11 protein-coding genes and 2 tRNA genes are annotated in these 12,883 nt (G+C 55.7%); 10 read left to right on the top strand and 3 right to left on the bottom strand.

Annotated elements, in window-relative coordinates; all coding sequences use genetic code 11:
• The first annotated feature begins 87 nt into the window (after positions 1 to 87).
• Positions 88 to 2,016 (top strand): CHU_0125 family OmpA-like outer membrane integrity protein, encoded by a 1,929-nt coding sequence (locus VF639_RS08050; RefSeq protein ID WP_331145378.1) that lies wholly within the window; start codon positions 88 to 90, stop codon positions 2,014 to 2,016.
• Between the two features lie 186 nt (positions 2,017 to 2,202).
• Entirely contained in the window at positions 2,203 to 3,090 is an 888-nt protein-coding gene (locus VF639_RS08045) for a proline and serine-rich protein 1 family protein (RefSeq protein ID WP_331145377.1), read from the top strand.
• Positions 3,091 to 3,171: 81 nt separating this feature from the next.
• Here the strand turns inward: VF639_RS08045 and VF639_RS08040 are convergent, their stop codons facing one another.
• Complete coding sequence (locus VF639_RS08040; RefSeq protein ID WP_331145376.1) at positions 3,172 to 3,648, bottom strand: DUF4293 domain-containing protein; 477 nt, start codon at positions 3,646 to 3,648, stop codon at positions 3,172 to 3,174.
• Positions 3,649 to 3,738: 90 nt separating this feature from the next.
• Between VF639_RS08040 and VF639_RS08035 the strand changes: the two genes are divergently transcribed.
• The 7 genes from VF639_RS08035 (at position 3,739) to VF639_RS08005 (ending at position 11,312) form a co-directional block, all read left to right on the top strand.
• Complete coding sequence (locus VF639_RS08035; protein WP_331145375.1) at positions 3,739 to 4,941, top strand: thiolase family protein; 1,203 nt, start codon at positions 3,739 to 3,741, stop codon at positions 4,939 to 4,941.
• 152 nt (positions 4,942 to 5,093) lie between these two features.
• Complete coding sequence (locus VF639_RS08030; RefSeq protein WP_331145374.1) at positions 5,094 to 5,633, top strand: GNAT family N-acetyltransferase; 540 nt, start codon at positions 5,094 to 5,096, stop codon at positions 5,631 to 5,633.
• Between the two features lie 81 nt (positions 5,634 to 5,714).
• The gene (gene truA, locus VF639_RS08025) at positions 5,715 to 6,506 is read left to right on the top strand and encodes a tRNA pseudouridine(38-40) synthase TruA (protein ID WP_331145373.1); all 792 of its coding nucleotides are present in this window, start codon (positions 5,715 to 5,717) and stop codon (positions 6,504 to 6,506) included.
• Between the two features lie 405 nt (positions 6,507 to 6,911).
• Positions 6,912 to 8,636: an ABC transporter ATP-binding protein gene (locus VF639_RS08020; protein WP_331145421.1), complete on the top strand. Its 1,725-nt coding sequence runs from the start codon at positions 6,912 to 6,914 to the stop codon at positions 8,634 to 8,636.
• 114 nt (positions 8,637 to 8,750) lie between these two features.
• Positions 8,751 to 9,275, top strand: a complete 525-nt coding sequence (locus tag VF639_RS08015; protein WP_331145372.1) for a hypothetical protein — start codon at positions 8,751 to 8,753, stop codon at positions 9,273 to 9,275.
• 339 nt (positions 9,276 to 9,614) lie between these two features.
• Positions 9,615 to 10,772: a zinc-dependent alcohol dehydrogenase gene (locus VF639_RS08010; RefSeq protein WP_331145371.1), complete on the top strand. Its 1,158-nt coding sequence runs from the start codon at positions 9,615 to 9,617 to the stop codon at positions 10,770 to 10,772.
• 12 nt (positions 10,773 to 10,784) lie between these two features.
• Positions 10,785 to 11,312 (top strand): hypothetical protein, encoded by a 528-nt coding sequence (locus tag VF639_RS08005; RefSeq protein WP_331145370.1) that lies wholly within the window; start codon positions 10,785 to 10,787, stop codon positions 11,310 to 11,312.
• 85 nt (positions 11,313 to 11,397) lie between these two features.
• Here VF639_RS08005 and VF639_RS08000 read toward each other — a convergent pair.
• Positions 11,398 to 11,471, bottom strand: a tRNA-Pro gene (locus tag VF639_RS08000).
• Positions 11,472 to 11,576: 105 nt separating this feature from the next.
• Positions 11,577 to 11,650 (bottom strand) — tRNA-Pro (locus VF639_RS07995).
• A gap of 512 nt (positions 11,651 to 12,162) precedes the next feature.
• Between VF639_RS07995 and VF639_RS07990 the strand changes: the two genes are divergently transcribed.
• Positions 12,163 to 12,717 (top strand): T9SS type A sorting domain-containing protein, encoded by a 555-nt coding sequence (locus tag VF639_RS07990; RefSeq protein WP_331145369.1) that lies wholly within the window; start codon positions 12,163 to 12,165, stop codon positions 12,715 to 12,717.
• Positions 12,718 to 12,883: the final 166 nt, after the last annotated feature.

The raw sequence follows: 12,883 nt of genomic DNA, 5'->3' as shown, positions 1-12,883 counted from the left end.
ACTGCCATTATCCTGTTCAAACTTAGTATTATTAGGCTTATATAGCCTCCTTTCATCATGGCTCGTCTTCACTTCCATCCTTCACCAATGAGGAAACTTCTACTAGTTTGCGCTGCAGCTGGCTCCACGGCTTTGCTGAGCGGCTGCGCGACTACCGACAGCATGAGCAAAGCAGATAAACGCTTTGCCCGGGGCGAATATGAGACTGCTATTCAGCTATATAAGGCGGAAGTAACCCGTGGTAAGAACGCGCCTATGAACAACTACCGCATCGGCGAGGCGTATCGGCTTTCCAATCGGGTAGAGCAAGCCGAAACGTACTACAAAGCCGCCATCGATGGCGGCGTGAAGGCACCTGATGTAGTGTTCTACTACGGACAAGCCCTGAAAGCAAACAGCAAGTTCGATGAGGCGGCCGCCCAATTTGATGCGTACCTGGAGAAGAGCGCAGGTCGGAAGCTGGCCCCGCTAGCCGAAATGGAGTCGAAGAACGCGAAGATGGCCAACACTATTGTGGCCATGCGCTCCAACAACGAGGTAATGGCGCTCGATGAGGTAAACACGCCGTCGTCTGAGTTCGGCTCTACGCTCATGCCCGACACCAAAGAGCTGGTGTTTGCCTCCGGGCGCGAAGGCAAGAAGTTCCTCGGCAACGGTGAGAATCTGAGCGACTTGTACGCAGTTAAATTCACTGACGCCAATAAGATGACTGGCGGTACGGTACGTAAGCTGGAGCCTATTTTCAACACCGAAAACAAGCACGAAGCCAGCGCCACGTACACGCCCGACGGCAAGACGATGGTATTTGCCCGCTCCAACGATGGCACGAAGAAGGGTCTGCTGAGCGTGGACCTGTGGATTTCTTATTTCAAGAACGGCGCTTGGTCGGAGCCCGTGTTGGCCAACATCAACGACCGCACCACCGACGACTTTGCCCCGGCCTTCGCGCCCGACGGGCAGACGCTCTACTTCACTTCCAGCCGCCGCGGTGGCCTGGGTGGCAATGACCTTTACAAAGCTACTCTCGGTCCGAACGGCCGCTTTTCGCCCGCCGAAAACCTTGGCGACCAAGTGAATACGCCAGGCAACGAGAACTTCCCAGCCGTAGCGCCCGACAACACGCTCTACTTCTCTTCCGACGGACAGCCCGGCCTCGGCAAGCTTGACATCTTCATGGTTGACAAAGGCAAAGTGGTCAACTTAGGCACGCCCGTCAACAGCGCCGGCGACGACTTTGCGCCATATTTCACGGGCAAGGACGTGGGCGTTTTCTCGTCGAACCGGGCCGGGGGTAAAGGGTCCGACGACCTGTATATGTTCCGCAAAAAGCCGCTCAAGCTCGTTGCCTTCTTTGTTGATGGTACTCTGGTAGAGCGCAACGACAAAACCGGCGAGACGCTGCCCGTAAGCGGCGAAACCGTGACGCTGTTCGGCAAAAGCGGCCAGAAGCTGCAAGAAGTAACCTCTGGCGCCGACGGCAAATTCAACATGAAGCTCGACTCGGCCGCCGCCGATTACTCGTTGATTGCCGACCGGCCGGGTTATTTCGCGGCGCGTAACTCGCTCAGCACGATCGGTCGCAAACCCTCGCAGGACCAGTTGCCGAACGAGATGAATGATATTGCAGTGCCCGTAACTCTGACGCTGACCAAGATCGTGAAGAACAAGGCCATTGTGGTGGATAACATCTTCTACGACTACGACAAAGCGGAAATCCGGCCCGATGCTGCCGCCGAGCTGAATAAGCTGGTGTCGACGCTCAACGACAACCCCAAAATTACCATCGAGCTTAGCTCGCACACCGACTCTCGCGGCAAGGACGCCTACAACCAGTCCCTCTCGCAGAAACGTGCGCAGTCGGCCGTAGACTACATTATTTCCAAGGGCGTTGATAAGAGCCGCATCACGGCCAAGGGCTACGGCGAAGCGCAGCCAGTTATCAAGAATGCCAAGACAGAAGATGAATTCCAGCGCAACCGCCGCACGGAATTCAAAGTTACCAAGATTGCTGAATAAGTGAATTTGGTTTTCTACAAAAAGCCCCCGCGCCTTCTGGTTGCGGGGGCTTTTTGTTTGTGCTCCTCGGCTACCAAAAATAGTTGTGGAATGGCTGCAAAGCGCGATTTCAGGAAGTGGCACAATCCTTGAAATTGCAGTAAACGCGAAGGCAAACAAACTGCTTTCGTGCAACATCCTACTGCCATGAAAAAGGCGCTATTCTTCTGCTTCAGTTTGTTCTTGCTGGCTGCAGCGCAACTTCAGGCCGCTCCGGCCAACGTGAATTTCTCTTCCGAGCGCGGCGTTCCTTTCAACCTGCGCTTCGACGGCCGGGCCCTGACTCGCGGCAGCGCCCGCCAAGTTCACATCGACCGAATTGCGCCAGGTGTGCATTGGGCTGAGTTTGCTATTCCAGTCGGCTACGGCCGGTTTGTCAACTACCGCACCCGTGTCTTCCTTGACCCCGGCTTGGAAACCAGCTATGTGCTGCTGACGAGGCCAGGCTTTGCGCCTGAGCTGCGTAAAGTAGCGGCTGTGCCCCTGCGCGGCGGCTACGGTCCGGGCTACGGCGGTTACCCCAACAGCGGGCCCCGCGGTGGCCAAGGCGGCTACCAAAACCAAGATAACGACGACTACGAAGGCGACGACTACGGCAACGGCAACCAGCAGCCTGCTAACCCTGGCAACGGGGGATATAACAACAATGGAGGGTATAACAACGGCGGCTACAGCAATGGCAGCAGCAACCCCAGTGGCAACAACGGCGGCGGCTATGCAGGTGGCAGCGTGAGCTACAACCGCACCATGAGCCCGCAAGATGTTGATAATCTGGTAAATGCCATGCACCAGCAGTCGTTCGACAAAGACCGATTTCCTATGGCTCAGCAAGCCCTGAGCGAATCGTCTATTCGCTCCGAAGACCTGACCCGGCTCATGAAGGAGCTGAGCTTTGAGGGCTCCAAGCTGGAGCTGGCCAAGTACGGTTCGTCGCGCGTAACCGACCGCCAGAACCTCTACCGCCTCAACGATGGTTTTACATTTTCGTCGTCGGCTAGTAAGCTGCAAGAATACCTGGCGCAACAGCCGCGCTAGTTGATATGCTTCGGCAATAAAAAAGGCTTCTGTGCGAACGGAAGCCTTTTTTGTGTGTTAAGAGTAAGTCGAAACGGCTTACTACCGCAATCGGTCCATGCTGCGCACCAGCTGCTCGTCGCGGCGAATGAAGCGGTTGGCTAGCAGGTTCAGCATCAGAGCCAGCGTAGGCAGGTAAAAGCCTGCCTGATAAGAGCCGAGCATCTTAATGTTCAGCATTTGCTCGCCGAGGTTCGAGAAATAGAAGCCCACCCCAATCGTGCACAAAATGAGCAGCAGATTGAGCATGCCCAACTTAAGTTGCAGAAAGCGGTTACGGAACTGAAAAATCTCGAACAAGGCTACGGCAGCAGAAGCTACGGCAAACACGGCAATAAGCCAGATATTGCCGGGCGCTGCCAGCCCGGCGCCGGGCTTGTTGTAGGTGAGGCTGGTAGCCTTCAGGACTAGTTCTTGCCCCGTAATTGGGTCGGCTTTATGCCACAGAGGAAGGAAAAGTACGGCAATCATGCAGAGCGCCAGCAACAGCAGGAATACGCTTTGGATTCTTTGTATCATCTTTGTGTTTTGACTGTTTAAGCCACCTTAGGCGGGTGGGCCGGCAAAAGTAGCCAACAACAACTGGAATAACTGCATTCAAAATAGACAATGCCCACTGCTTATATAGTTGACGCCGTCCGTACCCCGATCGGCAAGTTTGGGGGTGCGCTGAGTAGCGTCCGCCCCGATGATTTGGCCGCGCATGTGCTGCGCGAGCTGCTGCGCCGCAACCCCTCCGTGGATAAAGCGGCCGTTGAAGACGTAATAATGGGCGCTGCCAACCAGGCCGGCGAAGACAACCGCAACGTGGCCCGTATGGCGGCGCTGCTGGCTGGCTTACCCGTTACGGTGCCCGGCGTAACCGTGAACCGCCTCTGTGCTTCCGGCCTGCAAAGCATCATGGATGCCTCGCGCGCCATCATGGCGGGGGAGGGCGACGTGTACCTGGCCGGCGGTGCCGAAAGCATGACCCGGGCGCCCTTCGTGATGGCGAAGTCGGAAACGGCTTTCGGCCGTGAGTTGACGGCCCACGATACGACGTTGGGCTGGCGCTTCACCAATCCCAAGCTGAGCAAGATGCACCATCCGTACGCCATGGGCGAAACCGCCGAAAACGTGGCTCGCAAGTACGGTATCACCCGCTTGCAGCAGGATGAGTATGCATTTGAGTCGCAGCGCCGCTACCACCGGGCAGCCGAGAAGGGTCGTTTCCGCAAGGAGATAGTACCCGTATTCGTGGCCATTCCGAAAGGCGACGCCGCCCTGTTCGACACCGACGAGCCACCGCGCTTGAGCACCTTGGAAAAGCTAGGCACTCTGAAGCCGGCCTTCCAGCCCGTCGATGGTACTGTAACGGCTGGCAACTCGGCCGGCATCAACGATGGTGCTTCTGCCGTGATGGTAGTGAACGAAGAGGCGGTAAAGCGCTACAACCTCAAGCCTTTGGCCCGGGTAGTAGCCTCGGCAGTAGCCGGCGTCGACCCAGCCTACATGGGCCTCGGGCCGGTGCCGGCCACGCAAAAGGTGTTGAAGCGGGCGGGCCTAACCCTCAAGGACATAGGGTTGATTGAACTTAATGAAGCCTTTGCCGTGCAGTGCATTGCCTGTATGCGCGACTTGGAGTTAAACTCCGAAATTGTGAACGTGAATGGGGGAGCCATTGCCATCGGGCACCCCCTGGGAACCAGTGGTTCGCGCCTTACGGCCACGCTGCTGCACGAAATGCAGCGCCGCCAGGATGTACGCTACGGCCTCGTGACGATGTGCGTAGGCGTAGGCCAGGGCGCCGCCGTTATCTACGAGAAAGTTTGATTCGGTTTTCGTTGTTGGTTTTTCGTTTCTCGACACAAGGCTTGATTCGTTTTTTGTTGTTGGTTTTTCGTTTTTCGATATAAGGCTAACAACCAACTAGCAACTGCGTCGAAAAACGAAAAACCAACAACGAAAAACGAGAAAAACGAGCCATGATTGACCCGCTGCTTGCGCCTACTCTGGAGTTGCCACAGTTGCAGGCTAGGCTGCGGCCGTGGTGCTTTGCCGACGCACCGGCTTTGGTGGAATACGCCAACGACCAGCGCGTCGCGCAAAATCTGCGCGACACGTTTCCTCACCCCTACACCCACCAAGACGCCGAGTTTTACTTGTGCCTGATGGCCGACCAGCAGCGGGACTTGCACCTGGCGCTGGAAGTGGATGGGCGGGCCGTAGGCAGTATAGGAGTACACTTTAAAACCGATGTGCGCCGCCGCTCTGCCGAAATAGGCTACTGGCTCGGGCAGCCGTATTGGGGCCGCGGGCTCGCCACGGCTGCCGTGCAGTTGGTGTCAACGTATGTATTTGCGCACTTTGATGTGTGCCGGCTGTATGCGGTGGTGTTTAGTACGAACCTGGCGTCGGCGCGCGTACTGGAAAATGCCGGCTACGAGCTAGAAGGTATTATGCGTAAAAGCATAGTCAAAGACGGCCAGATGCTCGACTCGCGCCTATACGCTAGGGTGAATTAAGAATTAATTCCTTTGAAAGCCGTACGAGTATATGGTGTGCGTTGAACAGCCAATTCTTAATTCATAATTTTCAATTCACCCTTGCGCTATTTCCTTCACCTTGCCTACGACGGTACCCGCTACCACGGCTGGCAGGTGCAGCCCAATACCCTCACGGTGCAGCAAGAGCTGGACCGTTGCCTGTCGCAGGTGTTGCGGCAGCCGGTGTACTCGCTTGGTAGTGGCCGTACCGATACGGGCGTACATGCCAGCCACCAGGTTGCGCACTTCGAAGCCACCTTGCCGGAAACGCTGGATTTAGAAACCGCGCTCTACCGGCTCAACCGTGCGCTGCCCCCCGATATTGCTGCCTACGCCGTGCATCCGGTGCCCGACCAAGCCCATGCCCGCTTCTCGGCCGATGCCCGCACCTACGAGTACTACGTGCGCCTCGTACCCGACCCGTTCAGCATCGGGCGCACGCTTTACCTCGACCGGGCGCCTGATATAGCGGCCATGAACGAAGCCGCCGCGTTTCTGCTTGGCTCGCGCGACTTCACGGCTTTCTCGAAGGTGAAAGGGGGCGAAAATCACTACGTCTGCGTAGTGTATGAGGCGGGTTGGCACGTCATGCCGGGTGGCCTGGTGTTCCGGATTCGGGCCAACCGGTTTGTGCGGGGTATGGTACGGCTGGTGGTGGGTACGTTGCTAACGGTGGGGCGCGGGAAAATTATACCGGCGCAGTTTCAGCAGATTCTGCATGCTCAAAGCCGGGTGGATGCCAGCGGTGCCGCCCCGGCCCAAGGCTTGTACCTGAGCCGCGTGGAATACATGCCCGATGTGGTGCCCGCACAACTACTGCCACCCGGTTTGCCGTACTTTGTAGGCCGCTAAACTGCGGTAGGTTGAACATCCCTACTAGCATTCCGCGCAACCAAGCAGCCTGAAGCGGCCGGTTGGAGTTAAGCGAGGGTAGCGCGGAAGCCACAGGAAATCCGTTCCGCGACGAGCGCAGCGAGTTCCTACGCGTATGAGTTACGCGGTGCGGTACCGAGTATTCATTCAACTAGTTGCAGAATGAGTTTCCCGTGGTTTCCTGTGGTTTCCTGTGGTTTCCGCGCTACCTCACCGTTCTAAACAGGTGCTTCCTCGCCGTTGTATGGCGTTCTATTAAGCAGCATATGCAACCTCCTGCGCCTGACGCTGGTTACTACTTTTCAAATCCCATCTACTTTGGACCCAACTACTCCTGCCACCAAATCCGGCAACATCTTCGACTGGCAGGTGCTGCGCCGGCTCATGGTGTACGTGCGGCCGTATCGGCGCATTTTCTACCTGCTGGTATTCCTGACGGTGGCCGCGGCCGTGCTCGGCACCTTACGGCCGTTCCTGATTCAGCGGATGGTCGATGTCACCATTGAAAACAACGACTGGCTCGGGCTGAACAAGATGTTTGCTTTGCTGCTGGTGCTGCTCGTGGCCAATGCCTTGGTGAGTTATCTGCAAACCTACTTTGGCGGCTGGCTCGGACAGTATATCGTGCGCGACATCCGGGTGGACCTCTACAAACACATTCTCAACCTGCGCCTCAAGTTCTTCGACCGGACGCCCATTGGGGTACTCACCACCCGTAATATCTCCGACGTCGAAACCCTCTCCGACGTGTTTAGTGAAGGACTGGCGGCCATGCTCGGCGACATTTTGCAGCTGGTTTTCATCATGGCTTTCATGTTCTACATCGACTGGCGCCTGACCTTGGTGAGCTTGTCGGTGATTCCGCCGCTGCTCTTTAGCACGTATGTGTTCAAAGAGAAAGTGAAGAAGTCGTTTCAGGAAGTACGCACGGCCGTGGCCAACCTGAATGCCTTCGTGCAGGAGCACCTGACGGGCATGAACGTGGTGCAAATATTCAACAACGAGCAGCGCGAATACCGCAAGTTTGAGGCCTTGAATAAAGAACATACCCGCGCCAATATCCGGTCGGTGCTTTACTACTCTATTTACTTTCCGGTGGCCGAAGTGTTAGGCGCCGTTGGGGTCGGTTTGCTGGTTTGGTATGCGGCGCAGGGGCAGATTGAGGGCACTATTTCCAAAGGCGCCCTCATTGCCTTTATCATGTACAACGCCTTGTTCTTTAGACCTATACGGCAGATTGCCGACCGGTTCAATACCCTGCAGTTGGGCTTGGTCAGCACCGAGCGGTTGCTGAAGCTGCTCGACAGCCAAGAATACATTCCCAACAACGGCACACTGGCCCCGGCCACGTTGCACGGCGAAGTGGAGTTCGATAAAGTGTGGTTTGCCTATAACGACGAGGAATGGGTGCTGCGCGACATCAGCTTCAAGGTGGAGGCGGGTCAAACTGTAGCCTTTGTAGGAGCCACGGGCGCCGGCAAAACCAGCATCATCAACCTGCTCAGCCGCTTCTACGACATCAACCGCGGCCACATCCGCGTCGACGGCCACGACTTGCAAGAATATGACCTGAATGCCCTGCGCCGCCGCATTGGAGTGGTGCTGCAAGACGTGTTTCTCTTCGCCGGCACCATCCGCGACAATATTACGCTCGGCAGCAAAGACATCACCGACGAGCAAATATGGGAAGCCGCCGACCTCGTAGGAGCCCGCCGCTTTATCGAGCGCCTACCCGGCTCCCTCAATTATCCGGTGATGGAGCGCGGGGCCACCTTGTCGGTGGGGCAGCGGCAGCTCATCAGCTTCGTGCGCGCCATGGTGTACCAACCCGCCGTCATCGTGCTCGACGAAGCTACTTCGTCGGTTGATTCTGAAACCGAAGAGTTGATTCAGGCGGCCATCGAGAAGCTGATGCAGGGGCGTACGGCCCTGGTCATTGCCCACCGCCTGAGCACCATCCAAAAAGCCGACCGTATCATTGTCATGGACCGCGGCGAAATCAAGGAGTCGGGCCGCCACGAAGAGTTGCTGCGCCAGAGTGGCTACTATGCTCAACTCTACCAGATGCAGTACCGCGACGTGCTCGGCGTGGTCAAGAACGAAAGCTAAACTCTCGTTCCGAGGCAAGCGGAATATGGACGAAGCGGTTAGAGTAAGTAGCTAAGATTCCTCCTGCGTTGGAATGAGCGCTTCGCTTTACAACACAATCACAAATTCAACTAAATGAACCGCGTCTTTCTGATCCTCTCTATAGTTCTTATTATCGCGGTTGGGGTAGCGTATTACGCATTAGGCGGCTTCAAGCACGCCGATGTGAAGCTGGAAACTACTACGCAGCCTATCTTTCTGGCGGGCAGCTACTTCGAAGGACCCGGCAACAGCGAAGCCTTCGGCGACCTAACGCGCAAGGCGTACGAAATCCGCAGCTCGGGTAAGCTGAGGGGCACCTTCGGCAACATCTTCTACAACGATCCTGCTTCCTCCAGCGAAGCCGCCAAGGTTTTCGTAGGTCTCGTGGTCGACGATACGGTGTCGCAGCAATTGCCAGCAGGATATAAGTACCGGGTGTTTCCGGCCGGGCAGCGGGTGTTGCACGCCAGCATCGAAGCCAGCTACCTCGTAGCTCCCGACAAGCTGTATTCCGGAGTGAGAGACCAGGCCAAGCAGAACGGCATCACCTTGCAGAACGTGTACCTGGAACGGTTTCCCAACACCGGTCCGGTAGAGGTGTGGGCGGTGGTGAAGTAGGGAAAACAATCACAACGAATTGTAAGTAAAGTAACCCGGCAGCATCTGAGCGGATAGTTTTTCCACTCAGATGCTGCCGGGTTATTGTTTGTAGGCCAAGAATTGAAGCAGCCATTACAGGGACAACCTAAACTCAGTATTTATAGCAGTCTAGCTGCAAAACGAGTCCGTATTAATGCGTAATTCCAAGTGATTGCGCTAGTTACAAGAACCTTAGGCAAGGAGGTAAGTACAGCTTAACAGCTCCTAAAAACGCTTTCGGGTTCGTCGGATTCACGTCATCCTCGAAAAACGGCGGAGCTGCCGCCGCCTGATTTCCACTTCCAAAACCAAATTCCTATGCTAGCAATGGATTACCGGGGCCCGAAAAGGGTCCGTGCCACGCAAAAGCCGATGCCTGAAATCAAGCATCCACAGGATGCCATCGTCCGGGTTACGCGCTCCTGCATTTGTGGCTCCGACCTGCACCTATACAACGGCAACGTACCAGATACCCGCGTCGGGATGACTTTCGGGCACGAATTCACCGGTATTGTAGAGGAAGTAGGCCCGGATGTCACCAAAATTAAGGTGGGTGACCACGTGCTGGTACCGTTCAATATAGCTTGCGGCGAGTGCCACTTTTGCAAGCAAGGTATGTTTGGCAACTGCCACGAATCGAACACGCAAGCCAGTGCCGTGGGTGGCATATTTGGTTACTCCCACACGGCCGGTGGCTATAATGGAGGCCAGGCCGAGTACGCTCGGGTGCCTTACGCTAACGTTGGTCCTACGGTAATTCCGGAGGGCATGGACCCCGACGATGCCGTATTGCTGACCGACGTAGTACCTACCGGCTACCAAGCCGCCGAAATGGCTGGCATTCAAACGGGCGACACAGTGGTAGTATTCGGGGCGGGCCCGGTAGGCATAATGGCCGCGCGCTGCTGCTGGCTGTTTGGGGCTGGCCGCGTCATCATCATCGACAAGGAAGACTATCGCCTGGAATTTGCCCGCAACTACGCCAACTGCGAGGCCTACAACTTCGAGAAAGACATGGACGATCCGGTGGTGTTCATCAAGAAAACCACTGATTTCCTCGGCGCTGACTGCGTGATTGACGCCGTAGGTGCGGAAGCAGCTGGCAACGCCATGCAAACCATCACGGGCCGTAAGCTGCTTTTGCAAGCAGGCTCGGCTACGGCACTTCATTGGGCTGTCAACTCTGTAAAGAAGGGTGGCGTAATATCCATAGTGGGCGTCTATGGTCCTACCGACAACTTGGTGCCGATAGGCAACGTGTTGAACAAAGGCCTCACAATCAGAGGCAATCAGTCTTCGGTAAAGCGCCTGTTACCGCGCCTGATCGAGCACGTACAGAATGGGGTGATCAACCCGAAGGCGCTAATTACGCACCGGATTCCGCTCGAGGAAGTGGCCGATGGCTACCGCCTGTTCTCAGCTAAACTCGACAATTGCATCAAGCCTCTGCTGGTTTTCCCTACTCCCAAAATCTAACGTCAACTGACCATGGAAAATACGCTGCTAGATCCGCGAAAGCTACCCGGTTGGGGAATTGATGCGAACCCTGAAAACGATCCTACCTACCCCATGCGGGAACCCCGCCTGAATGTATCGCAGGACCCCGATAATAAACACCGGCCCGCTTCCCTGCAGCCGGTAGATGTTGAAGTGCTGAAGTCCATTGAGCGTCCGAACGTATCAGCCGTTTTCGGCGAATCGTCGCCCCCGGTTGGGTTAAGCGGCATGATTCGGCGGTTTGCCTTCAAGTACAGCGAATCGCACTACGCGCACTGGCTGCCCCTGCTGCTGGCCGACCGGGTAAATGTGGTTGAGGGCATTATCGAAGATTTCGCCCATGGCAAAGTGCCCAACATTTTCGCCGAAAAAGGTTACGCCGTGGAGTGGAAGCACAATCGCACCGCTTTCGTAACCAAAATGGCCACTATTGTAGCGGTAACGGCCGGCACTGTGCTACTGCTTAGCTCGGGAAGCAAAAAGCCGAATATGCAAAAGCGTCGTGGCTTCTACAGATAAGTTAAAAGCCGTCTGAGGCAGTTAAAGTTAAGAGCAAAAAGTCCGTTGCGCACCTGCGCAGCGGGCTTTTTGCATGAAATAGCAGTCGGGGTGGCAGGATTCGAACCTACGGCCTCGTCGTCCCGAACGACGCGCGCTACCGGGCTGCGCTACACCCCGAGAGGACCCTTGGGCAACTTGTACGCCTAGAGATGGTACTTGGTATGGCCGAAAAAAGCCTCCGGGTGGGGTTCCCAGAGGCTCTTCGGACACTAAGTTCTTCGGTCGGAGTGGCAGGATTCGAACCTACGACCTCCAGCACCCCATGCTGGCGCGATACCAGGCTACGCTACACCCCGAGGAATTATGAGGCAAAGGTAAGTGAGAATCTGGAAGTCGCGCAACTTCCGCTCAAGAAAATTCTATCAGGTGTAGCCTTAAGCGCTTCTGCACTCAACTTTTCTCAGGTCTGCTCTTATGAAGAGTGCCCAGCAGAACACTCATTTACTGCGGCTTATAACCATCTAGTTGCCGATAGTGTGGGCTGACTAGCTGGCGTGCTAGTTGCCTTGTTTGAAAGATCTTTTTACTGTGGCGGTTATAGAGGAAGCAGCACACGAGAAGACAGCAGCAGCGAAGGGCCTGCATTAAGCTTGTAGCATCCTCAGCTTATGTACTGGCATCATTGTATGGTTCAGCTTCACTACTTCTACTACCAAGGCCTAGTCATTTATGGTGTTTTTAGTATGTATAATGGAGTGTAGGAAAATATTCATTATTATAATATTCTGAGGAAAACGTCTGATATAGGCGTATATTTAATTAATTTTACAAGAATTCACTACAGCTCACTTTAACATTAGGCGTGCGTATGAAACTTCTATTCACCTTTATTGGCTTGCTAGCTACTTTGCTGTTCTGCACCTCGACGCAGGCGCAAACCAAAGCGGCGCCTAAGCCAGCCGCTAAGCCACCGGTAAAAACTGCCGTTTCGGCGGTCAAGAAACCAGTGCCAGGAGCAGTAAAAAAACCAGCTGCTCCGGCAGCCAAGCCTGTTGCCACCGCCGCTAAGCCAGCTACGGCTCCTGCCTCTAAAACAGCCCCCGTCAAGCCAGCTGCTCCCGAGCCAGCCCCCGTAGCACTAGTCACCGACAAGATGGTGGCGCCAGCTGTCAATACCACCTTGCTAAAGGTGCTCGCCAATGCCAATCCTGTAACGGGGCGCCTCACCGTACGTACCAACTCGCCTAACCCCACGCGCGTCGAAATAAATGGTCCTGATGGCCGCCCGGTTATCACCCGTGACCTAATCAGCAGCAACGACGTGGCTGTGCTAGATGTGCGCAACCTGCCACCCGGCGCCTACATCGTGCAGTGCACCTCCGGTGAGCGGCGCGGCATGAAGCGCGTTATGGTAGGTCAGTAATTCTCTCCTCATTCCCATTGCAAACGCCCATCCGGTACGAGCCGGATGGGCGTTTTTGTGTGTTGTTGAACTCACAACTTTCTGCTTGTCTCAATTACTGCTGTTACGTTGTGTAAGTCGTTCATGCGGGGCCTAACCCCCTCTCCCGTGAAAAGGGGGAACTAGT

Origin of the sequence: Hymenobacter sp., assembly GCF_036387835.1 — a bacterium.
Taxonomy (GTDB): Bacteria; Bacteroidota; Bacteroidia; order Cytophagales; family Hymenobacteraceae; genus Hymenobacter.
The sequence above is the reverse complement of the archived record's forward strand: the minus strand, read 5'-3'. Positions and strand labels throughout refer to the sequence as shown.

Bases quoted from the DNA above. Each gene is read 5' to 3' on its own strand.
- VF639_RS08050 (WP_331145378.1), top strand. From the start codon at position 88: ATGAGGAAACTTCTACTAGTTTGCGCTGCAGCTGGCTCCACGGCTTTG.
- VF639_RS08045 (WP_331145377.1), top strand. From the start codon at position 2,203: ATGAAAAAGGCGCTATTCTTCTGCTTCAGTTTGTTCTTGCTGGCTGCA.
- VF639_RS08040 (WP_331145376.1), bottom strand. From the start codon at position 3,648: ATGATACAAAGAATCCAAAGCGTATTCCTGCTGTTGCTGGCGCTCTGC.
- VF639_RS08035 (WP_331145375.1), top strand. From the start codon at position 3,739: ATGCCCACTGCTTATATAGTTGACGCCGTCCGTACCCCGATCGGCAAG.
- VF639_RS08030 (WP_331145374.1), top strand. From the start codon at position 5,094: ATGATTGACCCGCTGCTTGCGCCTACTCTGGAGTTGCCACAGTTGCAG.
- VF639_RS08020 (WP_331145421.1), top strand. From the start codon at position 6,912: ATGGTGTACGTGCGGCCGTATCGGCGCATTTTCTACCTGCTGGTATTC.
- VF639_RS08015 (WP_331145372.1), top strand. From the start codon at position 8,751: ATGAACCGCGTCTTTCTGATCCTCTCTATAGTTCTTATTATCGCGGTT.
- VF639_RS08010 (WP_331145371.1), top strand. From the start codon at position 9,615: ATGCTAGCAATGGATTACCGGGGCCCGAAAAGGGTCCGTGCCACGCAA.
- VF639_RS08005 (WP_331145370.1), top strand. From the start codon at position 10,785: ATGGAAAATACGCTGCTAGATCCGCGAAAGCTACCCGGTTGGGGAATT.
- VF639_RS07990 (WP_331145369.1), top strand. From the start codon at position 12,163: ATGAAACTTCTATTCACCTTTATTGGCTTGCTAGCTACTTTGCTGTTC.